Source organism: Nonlabens sp. Ci31, assembly GCF_012974865.1.
GTDB lineage: Bacteria > Bacteroidota > Bacteroidia > Flavobacteriales > Flavobacteriaceae > Nonlabens.
In genome coordinates, this window is record NZ_CP043633.1 from 2,457,579 (window position 1) to 2,472,500 (window position 14,922).

Genomic DNA, 14,922 nt, shown 5'->3' on the forward strand with positions numbered 1-14,922 from the left:
AGTTAGTTATTAAATTGATCCCATTCTTTTTGTTGGTTCTTTTTGTTTTTTCTAACTATAAGAAAAACGACAAGAGCTAAAAGAACTATAATAATTCCTATACATAAAAAACCTGTCATAAATTCTCCGATAGCATAGCCGGTGTCGTAAGCACTGCTGCCAGTAGAATTATCTTGATCATTATTAAAAAGTAGGTCAAAGCTGTTGCACTCGGTAAACTGATTTTGTAGCTGGTAATCCTTGCTTATTTCAATGCTTTTGAAAAACAAATCGTTTCTTGATTTGCTCTTTGTTTTTAAAGGTTGAACAATTCCTATTTGATAAAAATTTTCCTTGATTTGAATAATACGGTAATCATTATGAGTCATTTGATCCAGTTCCTCATCGTATTGATTGAAGCTAAACTCGGCTTGGTACACCCGGTTTGCTTTATAGATCAGGTTGCTTAATTCTCTTAAACCTACTTCACTATCTTTCCATCCATCTATAGCTTCTTCATAGTGCGCCTCCAGCTCGGTTTGATTAGATACGCATATTTTTTCATCGATTTTAGCGCGATGTACCATAAAGGTCATATCATCTTCACCGTAACCTATCCAGTAATCAGAATGTACGTCATCTTCCTCATCGGTTGATTCAAAAAATTCAATAGGCAACCTTATGGAAAGAATAGAATCCACTTCTACTTGCTCGTATTCGTAAACGATTTCTAGCAAGTCTGTATCGATCAGTTCCTCTTCCTGAGCGATAGTGTTTGTGACTATAAAAAGACTAAAGAAAGTGATTAAAAGAGGTTTCATAAATGGAGATTGGACGGGTAAAAATACAGTACTCGATATAAATAAGAAAGCCTTGCAATCTTTGATGGCAAGGCTTTTATAAAAAAGGTAATCTTCAGTAATTACTTAGTAGCAACTAAGTTTACTGTAAGTTTAATATCATCAGAAATTGCTTTGTTAGCAACTATATCTGTAAAGGTACTAGAACCGTACTGTATTCCCCAGTCTGTTCTGTCAATGGTAAACTCTTCACTAGTCAACATCATTTGATCACCATCATATTTTACATTTACTGGAAAAGATACGTTTTTAGTAACATCTTTAAGAGTAAGGTTTCCTTCTAACATAATCTTAGCTCCCACAGTAGATAATCCTGTAACAACAAATTTTGCTGTAGGGTATTTAGGAGTATTAAAGAAGTCTGTTTCTTTACCTTCTACCGTTCCCTCTAAGTGAGATTTCAGATTTAATGCAGAATCTCCTTCAAGATCAGTCACTTCAATAGAAGTCATATCTATAGTAAACTCTCCACTCTCTACCACTTCACCATTTACTTTTAGCATACCGCTAGAAAGAGCTATGTTACCTGTGTGATCTTCTGTAGGTTTAGAACCTACCCATGCAATATTAGAAGCCTCTGTATCTACCGTATAAGTAACTGCAGCAACAGTTGCTTCAGCAGCCTCAGCCTCAGCCGTCGCGTCTACTTCGTTTTTGTTGTCTTTACAAGCAACTGTAAAAGCGATTACTGCTGCCATTCCTGTGATTTTAAAAAAATTATTTTTCATAGTTAAATTTTGATTTATTAAAGCGTCAAAATTAAATGTATATACAAATAAGTAAGTTAAATCTATATTAATTAATTGTTGTGACATTTTGACACGCAAATTGGTATGGCAGCACTTTTGCCATATCGCGCGTAGGTAGGTGAAGATTATTGTGACTATCTCGCTTTCGCGAAAGCGTAAACATTATAAACACCTCGATAAAAACGTGTTGAATTTATTTAAAATATACCGTCAGAAAATGGCAAAGGAAAAACAAGAGAAGGACCTGCAAGAGCAGGATGCACCAGAAGTAGTGGAGCAAGAAACGGAGGAAGTGCAGGAGGAACCCAGTGAGGTTGAAATTCTTGAAGAGCAATTGCAAGTAGAGAAAGATAAATTCTTACGTCTCTTTGCAGAATTCGAGAATTTTAAAAGACGCACCGCAAAGGAACGCATGGAACTTTTTAAAACTGCTGGAGAAGGAGTTTTAAAGGACATGTTGCCAGTGTTGGACGACTTTGACAGAGCGATGACGGAGATCAACAAATCTGAAGATGAACAACTCACCAGCGGTATTAAATTAATCTCAGGTAAACTGCGCAATACTTTAATCAATAAAGGATTAGAAGAATTTGACGTAAGAGCTGGAGATACTTTTAATGCAGACATCCATGAAGCGATTACCCAAATACCAGCACCTAGTGATGATATGAAAGGTAAAATCGTAGATGTGATTGAAAAAGGATATAAACTAGGAGACAAGATTATTCGTTTTCCAAAAGTAGTGATAGGACAATAATTATGGCAGATTTTTATGACGTATTAGACATTCAAAAAGGAGCAACTGGACCAGAAATAAAAAAGGCCTACAGGAAAAAGGCTATTCAATACCATCCAGATAAAAACCCAGGTGATGCAGCTGCAGAAGAGAACTTTAAAAAAGCTGCAGAAGCTTATGAAACTTTAAGCGATCCTCAAAAGAAGTCCCGCTACGACCAGTTAGGTCATCAGGCTTATACTTCTGGAGGTGCCGGCGGCTTTGGCGGTGGTGGCGCTGCAGGCTTTGATATGGATGATATATTCAGTCAGTTCGGTGATATATTTGGCGGCGGCGGCGGCGGCGGCGGATTCTCAGGTTTTGGAGGATTTGGCGGTGGTCGTGGCGGACAACGTAGAGTAAAGGGAAAAGATTTACGAATCAGAGTTTCTCTTACTTTAGAAGAAGCGGCAAATGGTGTCGATAAAAAAGTAAAAGTAAAACGTAAAAAGCAAGCGCCAGGAGTTACTTATAAAACTTGCGGTACTTGTAATGGTAGTGGTCAAGTAACCAGAATTCAGAATACTATTTTGGGTCGTATGCAAACCGCAGCTCCATGTAATGTATGTGGAGGAGCAGGGCAAAGCATCGATAATAAACCAGACGGAGCAGATGATCAAGGTATGGTCGCTATTGAAGAAACCGTGACTATTCAAATCCCAGCAGGAGTAGAATCAGACATGCGTCTCAAAGTTTCTGGAAAAGGAAATGATGCCCCAGGAAACGGAATAAGTGGGGATTTATTAGTAGATATTGAAGTGAAACCTCATGCAGAGTTACAAAGAGAAGGGAATAACCTTCATTATGATATGTATGTAAGTGTTCCTGAAGCAGTATTAGGAACTTCTAAAGAAATCCAAACCGTCACAGGTAAGGTGCGTATACCAGTAGAAGCAGGTATTCAAAGTGGGAAAATACTAAGACTACGTGGTAAAGGAATGCCTAGTCTCAATGGTTATGGAACAGGTGATCTATTAGTACATGTAAATGTATGGACACCACGTAGCTTAACTAAGGAACAAAAGGACTTTTTTGAGAGCATGATGACAGACTCCAACTTTGAACCAGCTCCAGAAAAAGGCGATAAATCTTTCTTTGAAAAGGTAAAAGATATGTTTTCTTAAAGAAAACTTAATGATTTAGAAAAATTTGTATATATTTACTGTAACGAACAGTCAACCAACTGTTTGTTATTTTTCTTTTTCATAGCAATTTTTCCACCTCTTGTTTTTACAAGAGGTGGTTTTTTTTATGGCATTTTGTTACGGATATGATGGGATGGAACGACAAAGTATCTTATTCTTCTTCTTATCGCGACCATTTAACAAATTTTCCTATTAAAATCTTCTAAATCCTTAGTAATACCATATCCTTCTTATTAATTTAGCACAATTAATTACTGCATGGGAAACGCGCTAGAAGCTATACGTATAAAAAAGGATTATGGAGATTACACAGCACTTAATGATGTGTCTATAACTGTTCCTAAGGGGAGTGTTTACGGATTATTGGGTCCTAACGGAGCTGGTAAAACATCACTGATCAGAATTATCAACCAGATCACTATGCCAGATCAAGGATACATCCTTCTCAATGGGGAACAATTAAAACCTCAGCATATAGAAGATATAGGGTACATGCCAGAAGAGCGTGGTCTTTATAAATCAATGAAAGTAGGAGAGCAATGTATTTATCTCGCTCAACTAAAAGGGCTGACTAAAACCCAGGCAAAGGAGCGATTGAATTATTGGTTTGAAAGATTAGGAATAGAAGGTTGGTGGAATAAAAAACTCCAAGAGCTTTCTAAAGGAATGGCTCAAAAAGTACAGTTTATTGTTACGGTAATGCACGAGCCAAGCCTGTTGATTTTTGATGAGCCCTTTTCTGGTTTTGACCCAATGAATGCAAATCTTATTAAAGATGAGATTTTAAAATTACGTGATGATGGAGCGACCATAATTTTCTCCACACACCGTATGGAAAGTGTCGAAGAAATGTGTGATCATATTGCATTGATCCACAAATCAAATCTAGTGCTCGAAGGTAAATTAAGCGAAATAAAACAACAATATAGGGATCGTAATTATGCGGTGTCTTTAATTTGTGAGAATAATGATCTGGCATTTCAACAAATTCCAGCAGAATTTGATCCTCAGCCTATAGCTTTATCGGGTTTAGATAATACCTTAGACATTCAAATTAAAATTCCCAATGAGGTAGCTGTTCCTATCGCATTGAATCGATTATTAAAATTAGGCGAACTCACACATTTTAGTGAGGTGATACCTAGTGTTAATGATATTTTTATCAAAACTGTACAGCAACATGGATAAATTGTGGCTTATTATAAAGAGAGAATACCTAAATAAGGTAAGAAACAGAACATTTATAGTTATGACTTTTGTAAGTCCCGTTATATTTGTTGCTGTAGCATTATTGATAGGATGGCTGACCAGTATCAACTCTGATACGGCTAGAAAAATTGCTGTTCTTGATCAAACTGATGCTAATTATGTAGCACTTTTTGAAACAAATGACCGTAATGAATACATCGTACTAGACGGGCTTTCTAAAGAGGCGGCTATCGCTGCCAGTAAGGAGGCCGATTATTATGGATTGATACTTATTGAAGCAAGGGAACAGCAGCTGGCAGATATTAGTTTTTATTCTGATGATTCTCCTTCTCAAGGTTTTTTAGAGTCTATTGAAAATAAAATCAACAAACAAGCCACTGCAAATAACTTAGAAGATGCTGGAATTGATCTTAATGTGATTAAAGAGCGCACCGTGAATAAGGAGTTGCAACTACAGGATTTTACCGGTGAGAAAACCAGTAAAATGTCTGGATGGATTAAAATTGCGGCCGGTGGAGCTGCAGGATATTTATTGATGATGTTTATCATTATATATGGTAACATGGTTATGAGATCTGTGATAGAAGAAAAGACCAATCGCATTATAGAAATTATTGTGAGTAGTGTAAAGCCTATCTATTTAATGATAGGTAAGATTACTGGAACGTCACTAGCTGGAATCACACAGTTTTTGATTTGGGTAGTCGTAGGTTTTATTCTCATGCTCGTAGCCACTACTTTTTTAGGAGTTGATGCTTTTTCAAATCCAGCAAATGCTGATGTGATGCTGCAAGCTCAAGATATGAGTAAGATGGAATTGATTTTTAACGACATCGCTCAGCTTCCTATTTTGAAACTATTAATATGCTTCTTCATATACTTTATGGGCGGTTACTTTCTATATGCTTCTATTTATACAGCTATAGGTGCAGCAGTTGATAATGAAACGGATACCCAACAATTTATGTTGCCAGTGATATTGCCTTTAATGCTAGCTATATATGTAGGGTTCTTTTCAGTAATGGATAATCCACATGGAACAACTGCCGTTATATTTTCTTATATTCCGCTTACTTCTCCTATCGTGATGTTGATGAGAATACCTTTTGGAGAAATAGCATGGTGGGAGATTGCAATAAGTATGTTGCTATTATATGTTAGTATTATAGGTGTAGCAATACTTGCTGCAAAGATTTATAGAATAGGAATATTAATGTACGGAAAGAAAACTAACTGGAAGGAACTGTATAAATGGTTGCGTTACTAATTATGAATATAAATTGGGATAAAATAGAGGAATTCTTCACCTACCCTATAGTAGGATCTAGAAACTCGGACGGTTTCCATTTTGATACTTGGATGCTCATTCTGGCTGTTCTAGCCATTGTGATTACTACTTTAGTTTTAAGAGGAATTAAAAAAGTGATTACTCGCAAAATGGATACTACAGACAAATTAAAGTTTGATAGTGTTTTTAAGTTTTTCAACTACCTGGTTTACATCATCGTTATCATCACCGTTTTACATTCCAGTGGGGTGAGGCTCACGGGACTTCTTACGGCAAGTGCTGCATTATTTGTAGGACTGGGTTTTGCTTTACAAGATTTATTTAAAGATATTATTGCGGGAATCACCATTCTTACTGATAGATCTGTATTAGTAAACGACGTTATTGAAATGAATGGTAAAGTAGGACGTGTATTTGAGGTGAAGCTGAGAAGTACTAGAATTGTTACTAGAGATGATAAGATTTTGATTATTCCTAATCACCTTTTTATGTCGGAGTCCGTTTATAATTATACTCAAAATCACCCTAAAACTAGAGAGCATGTGCTAGTAGGTGTTGCTTATGGAAGTGACACAGAGTTAGTAGAAAAGCTTTTGGTAAGTTGCGCAAGTGAGCAAAAGGGAATTCTTAAAAGTCCAGAACCATTTGTTATGTTTAATGATTTTGGCGATAGTTCATTAAATTTCGGAATTTATTTTTTTGTAAGAGACTCTTTTGCAGAGCCTCGTATTAAAAGTGCTTTGCGTTTTGCTATCGACAGAGCCTTTAGAGAGAATGGAGTTACCATTCCTTTCCCACAAAGGGATTTACACATTATCTCTCGACCTTCCGGCAGTGAAGGATCTAACGATATGAGTAATGACTAGAGTAATGGATATGCTTAAAATAAATGTGTTGGTGTTGTGTGTTCTCGTTTTCGCGAAAGCGCACGCCCAAGGAACAGACTTATTTAGAGCAGAGTATACCTATTTCCCTCAGAGTAAATCTGATAATAGCTTTAGAAGGTTTAGGACGTTTGCAAATGTGCCGCTTAAAGTAGGTGAAGGAACTTATGTAGTGCCTTTTTTAGAATATAGGAATGTAGAATACATTGTAAAAGATGATTTTATACTAACTGATTTTGGGTCTGACCGTTACGAAAGTTATGAAGTAGGATTAGGTTACACATTTCCTATGAAAAACAACTGGAGGTTTGGAGCTCGAATAGGGATCCTTGTAGCTTCTAATTTTGATGAGGGAAAAGCAAAATCTGACGACTATTTTCTAACCGGAAGCGTTTATTTTATAAAAAGTGAAAAGAATAGAGAAGATGGAGGCAAGCCATGGCGACTTGTACTAGGGGTTCAATATGCTACCACTGCCGGCAGACCTTTTCCATTGCCTTATCTCAATTATTTTAGAGAGTTGAATGATAGCTGGAGCTTTACATTAGGGGTCCCCAAGATGAATTTGAAATACAGGTTCAATGAAAAGAACAATGTGCAACTGTATGCCAGACTGGATGGTTTTTATGCAAACATTCAAAATGATGAGCCTACCACAAGAGGTGTCGCTGAGGATGTTTCCATGACGATTGCTATGATAGGTCCAGGATATGAGTATAATTTCACTAAACATATTTCGGCTTATATTTATGCAGGCTATACCTTTATAAACGATATACGTTTGAGAGATAATAATGGTGATGATGTAGTCACGCTTAATGATACCAATACATTTTACTCACGAGTAGGATTAAAATTCAAAATTTAAAAATGGCAAATATTCTCCTTATAGAAGATGAAAGCGCAATACGTCGCGTTTTAGGTAAAATCTTAACTGAAGAAAGTAAAGATTATGTCGTGACAGAGGCTGTTGACGGTCTGGAAGGAATAGAACTCATTAGAGATAATGATTACGATCTAGTGCTCTGTGATATTAAAATGCCTAAGATGGATGGTGTTGAGGTTTTGGAAGCTATGAAGAAAATCAAGCCAGAGATTCCTATAGTGATGATTTCGGGACATGGAGATCTAGATACTGCGGTACATACCATGCGATTAGGTGCTTTTGATTATATCTCTAAACCGCCCGACTTAAATAGACTTTTAAATACCGTACGCAATGCTCTTGACAAGAAAAGTCTTGTTGTAGAAAACAAGCGCCTTAAGAAAAAGGTGAGCAAGAATTACGAAATGATAGGCGATAGTGAGTTGATCCTGATCATTAAAAATATCATAGAAAAAGTTGCTCCTACAGACGCTAGAGTTCTTATTACTGGTGCAAACGGAACAGGGAAAGAACTTGTGGCGCATTGGTTACATGAAAAAAGTGATCGCTCTAACGGCCCTTTTATAGAAGTGAATTGTGCCGCTATACCTAGTGAGTTGATAGAGAGCGAACTCTTTGGCCATGTAAAAGGAAGTTTTACTGGCGCTAATAAAGATCGCGCAGGAAAATTTGAAGCTGCAAATGGCGGTACGATTTTCCTTGATGAAATAGGTGATATGAGCGCAAAAGCCCAAGCTAAAGTTCTTAGAGCACTACAAGAAAATAAAATACAACGTGTAGGAAGTGATAGAGATATTAAAGTGGATGTTAGAATTCTAGCAGCGACTAACAAAAATTTAAAACAAGAAATTGAAGACAAAAAGTTTAGAGAAGATCTATACCACAGACTTGCTGTTATTCTAATTAATGTTCCTACGCTCAACGATAGAAGAGATGATATACCTCTTTTAATCAATCATTTTGCAGCAAAAATCGCAAAAGAACAAGGGAATTCAACCAAGAAATTTGAAGATAAAGCATTCAAATTGCTAAAAGAATATGACTGGACAGGAAACATACGCGAGTTGCGCAATGTTGTAGAACGTTTGATTATTTTAGGAGGTAGTCAAATCAGTGAAAAAGATGTAAAACTTTTTGCTAGTAAATAAATAGTCTATGACATCAGATGATTATAAAGCAACAGAGCAGCTTCAACTTTCAAAGCTAGCCACACTCTTAAAAAAATCTCCTTCAAAAAAAAAGGCTGAAAAGGAACTCGATAAAGTAAGAAGAGATCTGGCTCATTTTCAAGCGAGGTTGTATGCACATGACCGTCATGCCATTTTGGTTTGTTTTCAAGGAATGGATACCTCAGGTAAAGACAGTCTGATACGCGAGGTATTTAAAGACTTTAATGTAAGAGGTGTTGTACAGCACAGTTTTAAAGTGCCTACAAATATCGAATTATCACAAGGTTATTTATGGAGGCATTATATCGCATTACCGTCTAAGGGTCATTTTGGTATTTTTAACCGGACACATTACGAGAATGTGCTGGTTACCAGAGTCCATCCAGATTACTTAATGGCTGAAAATCTTCCAGGATTTGATAGCCCCGAAAAGGCGACAGAAGACTTTTGGCAAATGCGTTACCAACAGATCAATAACTTTGAGAAAGAGCTTGTTGAAAACGGAACTTTTATTTTTAAATTTTTTCTCCATCTCAGTAAAGAAGAGCAAAAAAGCAGGCTGTTAAGAAGGTTAAATACGCCAGAGAAGAATTGGAAATTCTCAAAAGATGATCTTAAGGAGCGTAAATTATGGGAAAACTATATGCATTGCTATGAACAAGCTATACGCCACACAAATACAGATATCGCTCCATGGCATATCATCCCAGCCGACGATAAGCCTGTGGCAAGACTTTTAGTAGCAAAAATACTTTTGGAGACCTTGTCCCAGTTTAAGGAAATACAAGCACCTCAATTAAATGATGAAGTATCTGGAAATATTAATGAATACATAAAAGCTTTAGAAAATGAATAAAATATACATCATAGGATTACTTGTTTTAATAGGTTCCGCTTTCGCGAAAGCGCAAGTCCTACCAACATCAAAGTCAGATTCACTTATGCTGAGAAGCATTTATGACTTCAACCTTACAGAATCTAAAAGTTATGAGTGGCTCGATTATTTATCTAACACCATAGGAGGAAGGTTATCGGGATCCCTACAAGCCGAACGAGCAGTAACTTATACCGAAAAGGAAATCAAAAAATTTACTAATAGAACAGAATTGCAGTCGGTACTAGTTCCTAAATGGACAAGAGGTACACCAGAATTTGCCTATATACAACTGAATGATCTATCTACTATCAACGTTAATGTATGCGCTTTGGGGGGTTCCATCCCAACTAGAGAAGCTGGGATAAAAGCCCCAGTAATAGAGGTTACTTCTTTACAAGAGCTTTCTGAGTTAGGAAGAGAACAGGTAGAAGGTAAAATTGTTTTTTACAACCGGCCTATGGATCCTAAAAAGATTCAAACTTTTGAGGCTTATGGAGGTTGTGTGGATCAACGATACAGCGGTGCAGAAGAAGCAGGTAAATACGGTGCTGTTGCAGTAATAGTGAGATCTATGAATCTAAGACTAGACGATTATCCCCATACGGGCGCAATGAGCTATGGGGACTCCGACGTTGAGAATTATATTCCGGCAGCTGCGATCAGTACAAATGATGCAGAAAAGTTGCACACTTACCTAGCACTAGATAAGAATGTACAGTTTTATCTAAAACAAGACTGTACCGTATGGGGAGATGTAGAAAGCCATAACGTGATAGGCGAAATTAAAGGAAGTACCTATCCTAACGAAGTGATCATCGTAGGAGGTCATTTAGATTCATGGGATTTAGGTGACGGTAGTCATGATGACGGTGCTGGAGTGGTGCAGTCCATGCAAGTATTGCACACCTTGAAAGCATTAGGTTATAAACCACTACGTACGATACGAGTAGTTCTTTTTATGAATGAAGAAAATGGATTAAAGGGCGCCCGAGAATATGCAAAACAAGCGGCACTTAAAAATGAGAATCATATTTTTGCTTTGGAAAGCGACTCTGGAGGTTTTACGCCTAGAGGTTTCAGTTTTGACACTAGTGAGGATCAAATGAAAGTTATAGAATCTTGGAAGCCCTTATTCAAACCTTACTTGATACATTATTTCGAGCAGGGCGGCAGTGGAGCAGATGTAGGCCCATTAAAAGCCTCCGGTACAACCTTAGCAGGCTTACGACCAGACTCTCAAAGATATTTTGATTTTCATCATGCAGCAAACGATACTTTCGATGCTGTTAATAAGCGGGAGTTAGAATTAGGTGCTGCAACAATGACCAGTTTGATCTATCTTTTTGATCAATATGGAATAGTTAATAAAAGGATGGATTAGAGCATATCTCTATTGCACATTCTATCTACTTTTACGCCTTTTGAGAAATCACTATGGCATTAAAAGATTACACTAAAGAATTTCCTAAAAACCTCCATATAGCGGTGCCTTTAATGGTAGGTCAAATTGCCCATTTATTAGTTGCATTAGCAGATAATATAATGGTAGGGAAGTTGGGTGCAGCACAGCTAGCTGCAGTATCACTAGGGAATACTTTGATTTTTATAGCCCTTTCTGTAGGAATAGGGTTTTCATTTGCTATAACACCTCTGGTGGCTGAGGCAGATGCTCAAGGAGATTCAGACAGAGTAACCTCTATTTTTCATTTAGGGTTTTTAATGTCGTTTATCATGGGTGTTTTGTTAATGCTTTTGATGTTCCTAAGTGAGCCCATACTTTACATGCTCGATCAACCTAAAGAGGTTGTTGATTTAGCTATTCCTTATATGAGGTGGGTAGCATTTTCCTTAATACCTTTAATGATGTTTCAGGCGGTGAAACAGTTTATAGACGGTCTTTCTAAAACTACCTATTCCATGATCGCTTCTATAGTAGCAAACATTATTAATGTATTGTTGAATTATGTTTTTATCTATGGGAAATTTGGATTTCCGAGATTAGAAGTAGAAGGGGCTGCTATTGGAACATTTGTGGCAAGGATATTAATGTTTTTAATCCTAACTGTTTTGCTTTTTTTCAACAAACAGTTTAAGAGTTATTTTTTCTTATTAAAGAATTATTCTTTTGGGGTAATAAATAAATTATTTCATCTGGGTCTTCCTACAGCGCTTCAAATGTTGTTTGAGGTTTCGCTATTTACGGCTGCCATTTTCTTATCTGGTACACTAGGCACCAATAGTCAAGCAGCAAATCAAATTGCGTTAAACTTATCTGCTTTGACATTTATGGTAGGAGTAGGCTTAGGGGTAACAGCTACTATTAGAGTAGGTAATCAAAAGGGACTTGGTCATATCTCAGACTTAAAGAGAATTGCAAAATCTCTATTTTTATTGACCTTGATGTTCGAATTAGTTTTTGCTTTTTGCTTTTTACTTTTTAGAAACCAATTACCTCTTATATATATAGATAATATAGATGTGGTTGAGTTAGCATCGAAGATTTTAATAATTGCAGCTTTCTTTCAGTTAAGTGATGGTTTTCAAGTGGTTTTATTAGGAGCTTTACGAGGCTTCCAAGATGTCTGGATCCCAACCCTTATTTGTTTTATAGCATATTGGATAGTTGGATTTCCATTTTCATTTATTTTGAGCAGCTATTATGACTTTGGAGTTCAAGGCATATGGATGGGATTATTAATCGCTTTATCACTTTCGGCTGTTTTGATGTTTTTGAGGTACAGGTATTTATTGAGACGTTTTGATGCAGCTGCGGGTAAGAAGATCACTTAGGTAAGGTTTACAAGGGTATTGGAATAAGATATCAAATCATTTCAAATAGTAGTTTACTGTAAATGAGGTGTTTGTTTTTCATTTCAAATTATTTTCATTTTTTCTCATTAAAAAGTTTGGTTTGTAACAGATAGTGTCTGTATATTTGCACCCGCTAAGGAAAACAGGTATATGTTTAACGAGGCAAATGTTCTTCAAAAAGGCTAAAAGATCAACAATAAAATCGTGAAGATTTATGGTAAGATTTTAGTTTTAGATTTTGAAGATGTTCATTGAGATATTGATTGACAGCACAAATTAGAGTTATCACTTTAGGGTGGTAATTATAGTTATATAATAAATTTAGATAAGCACAATGCTAATTAAGTAGTTTCAAAAAAGCATCATATATTAAATGATCTTTAAAAAGATTCGACGATGAAGAGTTTGATCCTGGCTCAGGATGAACGCTAGCGGCAGGCTTAACACATGCAAGTCGAGGGGCAGCATATCTAGCTTGCTAGATGATGGCGACCGGCGCACGGGTGCGTAACGCGTATACAATCTACCTATTACTGAGGGATAGCCCGAAGAAATTTGGATTAACACCTCATAGTATTATTGAATCGCATGATTTAGTAATTAAAGGTTACGGTAATAGATGAGTATGCGTCCTATTAGCTAGATGGTGAGGTAAAGGCTCACCATGGCTACGATAGGTAGGGGTCCTGAGAGGGAGATCCCCCACACTGGTACTGAGACACGGACCAGACTCCTACGGGAGGCAGCAGTGAGGAATATTGGACAATGGGCGCAAGCCTGATCCAGCCATGCCGCGTGTAGGAAGACGGCCCTATGGGTTGTAAACTACTTTTGTACGGGAAGAAACCTCTCTACGTGTAGAGAGTTGACGGTACCGTAAGAATAAGCACCGGCTAACTCCGTGCCAGCAGCCGCGGTAATACGGAGGGTGCAAGCGTTATCCGGAATCATTGGGTTTAAAGGGTCCGTAGGCGGGCTAATAAGTCAGTGGTGAAATGCAGGGGCTTAACTCCGGCACTGCCATTGATACTGTTAGTCTTGAATTATTGTGAAGTGGTTAGAATATGTAGTGTAGCGGTGAAATGCTTAGATATTACATAGAATACCGATTGCGAAGGCAGATCACTAACAATATATTGACGCTGATGGACGAAAGCGTGGGTAGCGAACAGGATTAGATACCCTGGTAGTCCACGCCGTAAACGATGGTTACTAGCTGTTCGGTACGATTGAGTACTGAGTGGCCAAGCGAAAGTGATAAGTAACCCACCTGGGGAGTACGTTCGCAAGAATGAAACTCAAAGGAATTGACGGGGGCCCGCACAAGCGGTGGAGCATGTGGTTTAATTCGATGATACGCGAGGAACCTTACCAGGGCTTAAATGCAGATTGACAGGTTTAGAAATAGACTTTTCTTCGGACAATTTGCAAGGTGCTGCATGGTTGTCGTCAGCTCGTGCCGTGAGGTGTCAGGTTAAGTCCTATAACGAGCGCAACCCCTGTTGCTAGTTGCCAGCGAGTCATGTCGGGGACTCTAGTGAGACTGCCAGTGCAAACTGTGAGGAAGGTGGGGATGACGTCAAATCATCACGGCCCTTACGTCCTGGGCCACACACGTGCTACAATGGTAGGGACAGAGAGCAGCCACTTCGTGAGAAGGAGCGAATCTTCAAACCCTATCTCAGTTCGGATCGTAGTCTGCAACTCGACTACGTGAAGCTGGAATCGCTAGTAATCGCATATCAGCCATGATGCGGTGAATACGTTCCCGGGCCTTGTACACACCGCCCGTCAAGCCATGGAAGCTGGGGGTGCCTGAAGTCGGTGACCGCAAGGAGCTGCCTAGGGTAAAACCGGTAACTAGGGCTAAGTCGTAACAAGGTAGCCGTACCGGAAGGTGCGGCTGGAACACCTCCTTTCTGGAGTTTCTGAAATAATGAAACTACAAGAGTGATGTAATAATGAGTTACTTAATTAGTGTGTTTATTTATTTTATATTAGAATTGTCAATTAAGAGAAGCCGCGAGGTTTTGTTCAATGATTTAGAGTCTCATAGCTCAGCTGGTTAGAGCGCTACACTGATAATGTAGAGGTCGGCAGTTCGAGTCTGCCTGAGACTACTTTTTATGTGGTTTTGCCACATTTGTTCATTTAAAATAATAAGGAAACTTTAGATGTTGAGGATTATATTCCATATTCATAATTTTGAATTTATTTTCTAAATTTCTGAAATGGGGGATTAGCTCAGCTGGCTAGAGCGCCTGCCTTGCACGCAGGAGGTCATCGGTTC

Annotated in this window: 12 protein-coding genes, 2 tRNA genes and 1 rRNA gene (1 of these 15 cut by a window edge); 13 read left to right on the forward strand and 2 right to left on the reverse strand. The window is 37.9% G+C overall.

From position 1 onward, the window contains the following. Positions 1-2: 2 nt before the first annotated feature. Both F0365_RS10890 and F0365_RS10895 read right to left on the reverse strand, forming a co-directional pair. The gene (locus F0365_RS10890; protein ID WP_169933713.1) at positions 3-800 is read right to left on the reverse strand and encodes a hypothetical protein; all 798 of its coding nucleotides are present in this window, start codon (positions 798-800) and stop codon (positions 3-5) included. Positions 801-901: 101 nt separating this feature from the next. Then, entirely contained in the window at positions 902-1,567 is a 666-nt protein-coding gene (locus F0365_RS10895) for a YceI family protein (RefSeq protein WP_169933714.1), read from the reverse strand. Between the two features lie 238 nt (positions 1,568-1,805). Here F0365_RS10895 and F0365_RS10900 point away from each other — a divergent pair, with 238 nt between their 5' ends. The 13 genes from F0365_RS10900 to F0365_RS10960 all read left to right on the forward strand — a co-directional run. Then, a complete protein-coding gene (locus F0365_RS10900) occupies positions 1,806-2,345 on the forward strand; it encodes a nucleotide exchange factor GrpE (RefSeq protein WP_169933715.1) in 540 nt (179 codons plus the stop codon). 2 nt (positions 2,346-2,347) lie between these two features. Then, positions 2,348-3,487: a molecular chaperone DnaJ gene (gene dnaJ / locus F0365_RS10905; RefSeq protein WP_410505448.1), complete on the forward strand. Its 1,140-nt coding sequence runs from the start codon at positions 2,348-2,350 to the stop codon at positions 3,485-3,487. Positions 3,488-3,766: 279 nt separating this feature from the next. After that, complete coding sequence (locus tag F0365_RS10910; RefSeq protein WP_169933716.1) at positions 3,767-4,696, forward strand: ABC transporter ATP-binding protein; 930 nt, start codon at positions 3,767-3,769, stop codon at positions 4,694-4,696. Beyond that, positions 4,689-5,984 carry an ABC transporter permease gene (locus F0365_RS10915; RefSeq protein WP_169934838.1) on the forward strand — a complete coding sequence of 432 codons (1,296 nt, stop codon included), beginning with the start codon at positions 4,689-4,691 and terminating at the stop codon, positions 5,982-5,984. The genes F0365_RS10910 and F0365_RS10915 overlap by 8 nt, the downstream gene beginning before the upstream one ends. Before the next feature lie 2 nt (positions 5,985-5,986). Next, a complete protein-coding gene (locus tag F0365_RS10920; RefSeq protein WP_169933717.1) occupies positions 5,987-6,871 on the forward strand; it encodes a mechanosensitive ion channel family protein in 885 nt (294 codons plus the stop codon). Next, positions 6,864-7,757, forward strand: a complete 894-nt coding sequence (locus tag F0365_RS10925; RefSeq protein WP_169933718.1) for a DUF6268 family outer membrane beta-barrel protein — start codon at positions 6,864-6,866, stop codon at positions 7,755-7,757. The genes F0365_RS10920 and F0365_RS10925 overlap by 8 nt, the downstream gene beginning before the upstream one ends. Before the next feature lie 2 nt (positions 7,758-7,759). Further along, positions 7,760-8,923, forward strand: a complete 1,164-nt coding sequence (locus F0365_RS10930; RefSeq protein ID WP_169933719.1) for a sigma-54-dependent transcriptional regulator — start codon at positions 7,760-7,762, stop codon at positions 8,921-8,923. Between the two features lie 7 nt (positions 8,924-8,930). After that, positions 8,931-9,800, forward strand: a complete 870-nt coding sequence (locus F0365_RS10935) for a polyphosphate kinase 2 family protein (RefSeq protein ID WP_169933720.1) — start codon at positions 8,931-8,933, stop codon at positions 9,798-9,800. Continuing rightward, positions 9,793-11,202, forward strand: a complete 1,410-nt coding sequence (locus tag F0365_RS10940) for a M20/M25/M40 family metallo-hydrolase (protein ID WP_169933721.1) — start codon at positions 9,793-9,795, stop codon at positions 11,200-11,202. The genes F0365_RS10935 and F0365_RS10940 overlap by 8 nt, the downstream gene beginning before the upstream one ends. Before the next feature lie 53 nt (positions 11,203-11,255). Further along, positions 11,256-12,611, forward strand: coding sequence for an MATE family efflux transporter (locus F0365_RS10945; protein ID WP_169933722.1), 1,356 nt, complete (start codon positions 11,256-11,258; stop codon positions 12,609-12,611). 414 nt (positions 12,612-13,025) lie between these two features. Beyond that, a 16S ribosomal RNA gene (locus F0365_RS10950) occupies positions 13,026-14,551 on the forward strand. Positions 14,552-14,678: 127 nt separating this feature from the next. Continuing rightward, positions 14,679-14,752: transfer RNA gene (locus F0365_RS10955), tRNA-Ile, on the forward strand. A gap of 113 nt (positions 14,753-14,865) precedes the next feature. After that, positions 14,866-14,922, forward strand: a tRNA-Ala gene (locus F0365_RS10960) (it continues 17 nt past the right edge of the window).

What these genes read in the sequence shown, in the direction of transcription:
- F0365_RS10915 (WP_169934838.1), top strand. Translation starts at nt 4,689, where the DNA reads ATGGATAAATTGTGGCTTATTATAAAGAGAGAATACCTAAATAAGGTA.
- F0365_RS10895 (WP_169933714.1), bottom strand. Translation starts at nt 1,567, where the DNA reads ATGAAAAATAATTTTTTTAAAATCACAGGAATGGCAGCAGTAATCGCT.
- F0365_RS10920 (WP_169933717.1), top strand. Translation starts at nt 5,987, where the DNA reads ATGAATATAAATTGGGATAAAATAGAGGAATTCTTCACCTACCCTATA.
- F0365_RS10910 (WP_169933716.1), top strand. Translation starts at nt 3,767, where the DNA reads ATGGGAAACGCGCTAGAAGCTATACGTATAAAAAAGGATTATGGAGAT.
- F0365_RS10925 (WP_169933718.1), top strand. Translation starts at nt 6,864, where the DNA reads ATGACTAGAGTAATGGATATGCTTAAAATAAATGTGTTGGTGTTGTGT.
- F0365_RS10900 (WP_169933715.1), top strand. Translation starts at nt 1,806, where the DNA reads ATGGCAAAGGAAAAACAAGAGAAGGACCTGCAAGAGCAGGATGCACCA.
- dnaJ (WP_410505448.1), top strand. Translation starts at nt 2,348, where the DNA reads ATGGCAGATTTTTATGACGTATTAGACATTCAAAAAGGAGCAACTGGA.
- F0365_RS10890 (WP_169933713.1), bottom strand. Translation starts at nt 800, where the DNA reads ATGAAACCTCTTTTAATCACTTTCTTTAGTCTTTTTATAGTCACAAAC.
- F0365_RS10935 (WP_169933720.1), top strand. Translation starts at nt 8,931, where the DNA reads ATGACATCAGATGATTATAAAGCAACAGAGCAGCTTCAACTTTCAAAG.
- F0365_RS10940 (WP_169933721.1), top strand. Translation starts at nt 9,793, where the DNA reads ATGAATAAAATATACATCATAGGATTACTTGTTTTAATAGGTTCCGCT.
- F0365_RS10930 (WP_169933719.1), top strand. Translation starts at nt 7,760, where the DNA reads ATGGCAAATATTCTCCTTATAGAAGATGAAAGCGCAATACGTCGCGTT.
- F0365_RS10945 (WP_169933722.1), top strand. Translation starts at nt 11,256, where the DNA reads ATGGCATTAAAAGATTACACTAAAGAATTTCCTAAAAACCTCCATATA.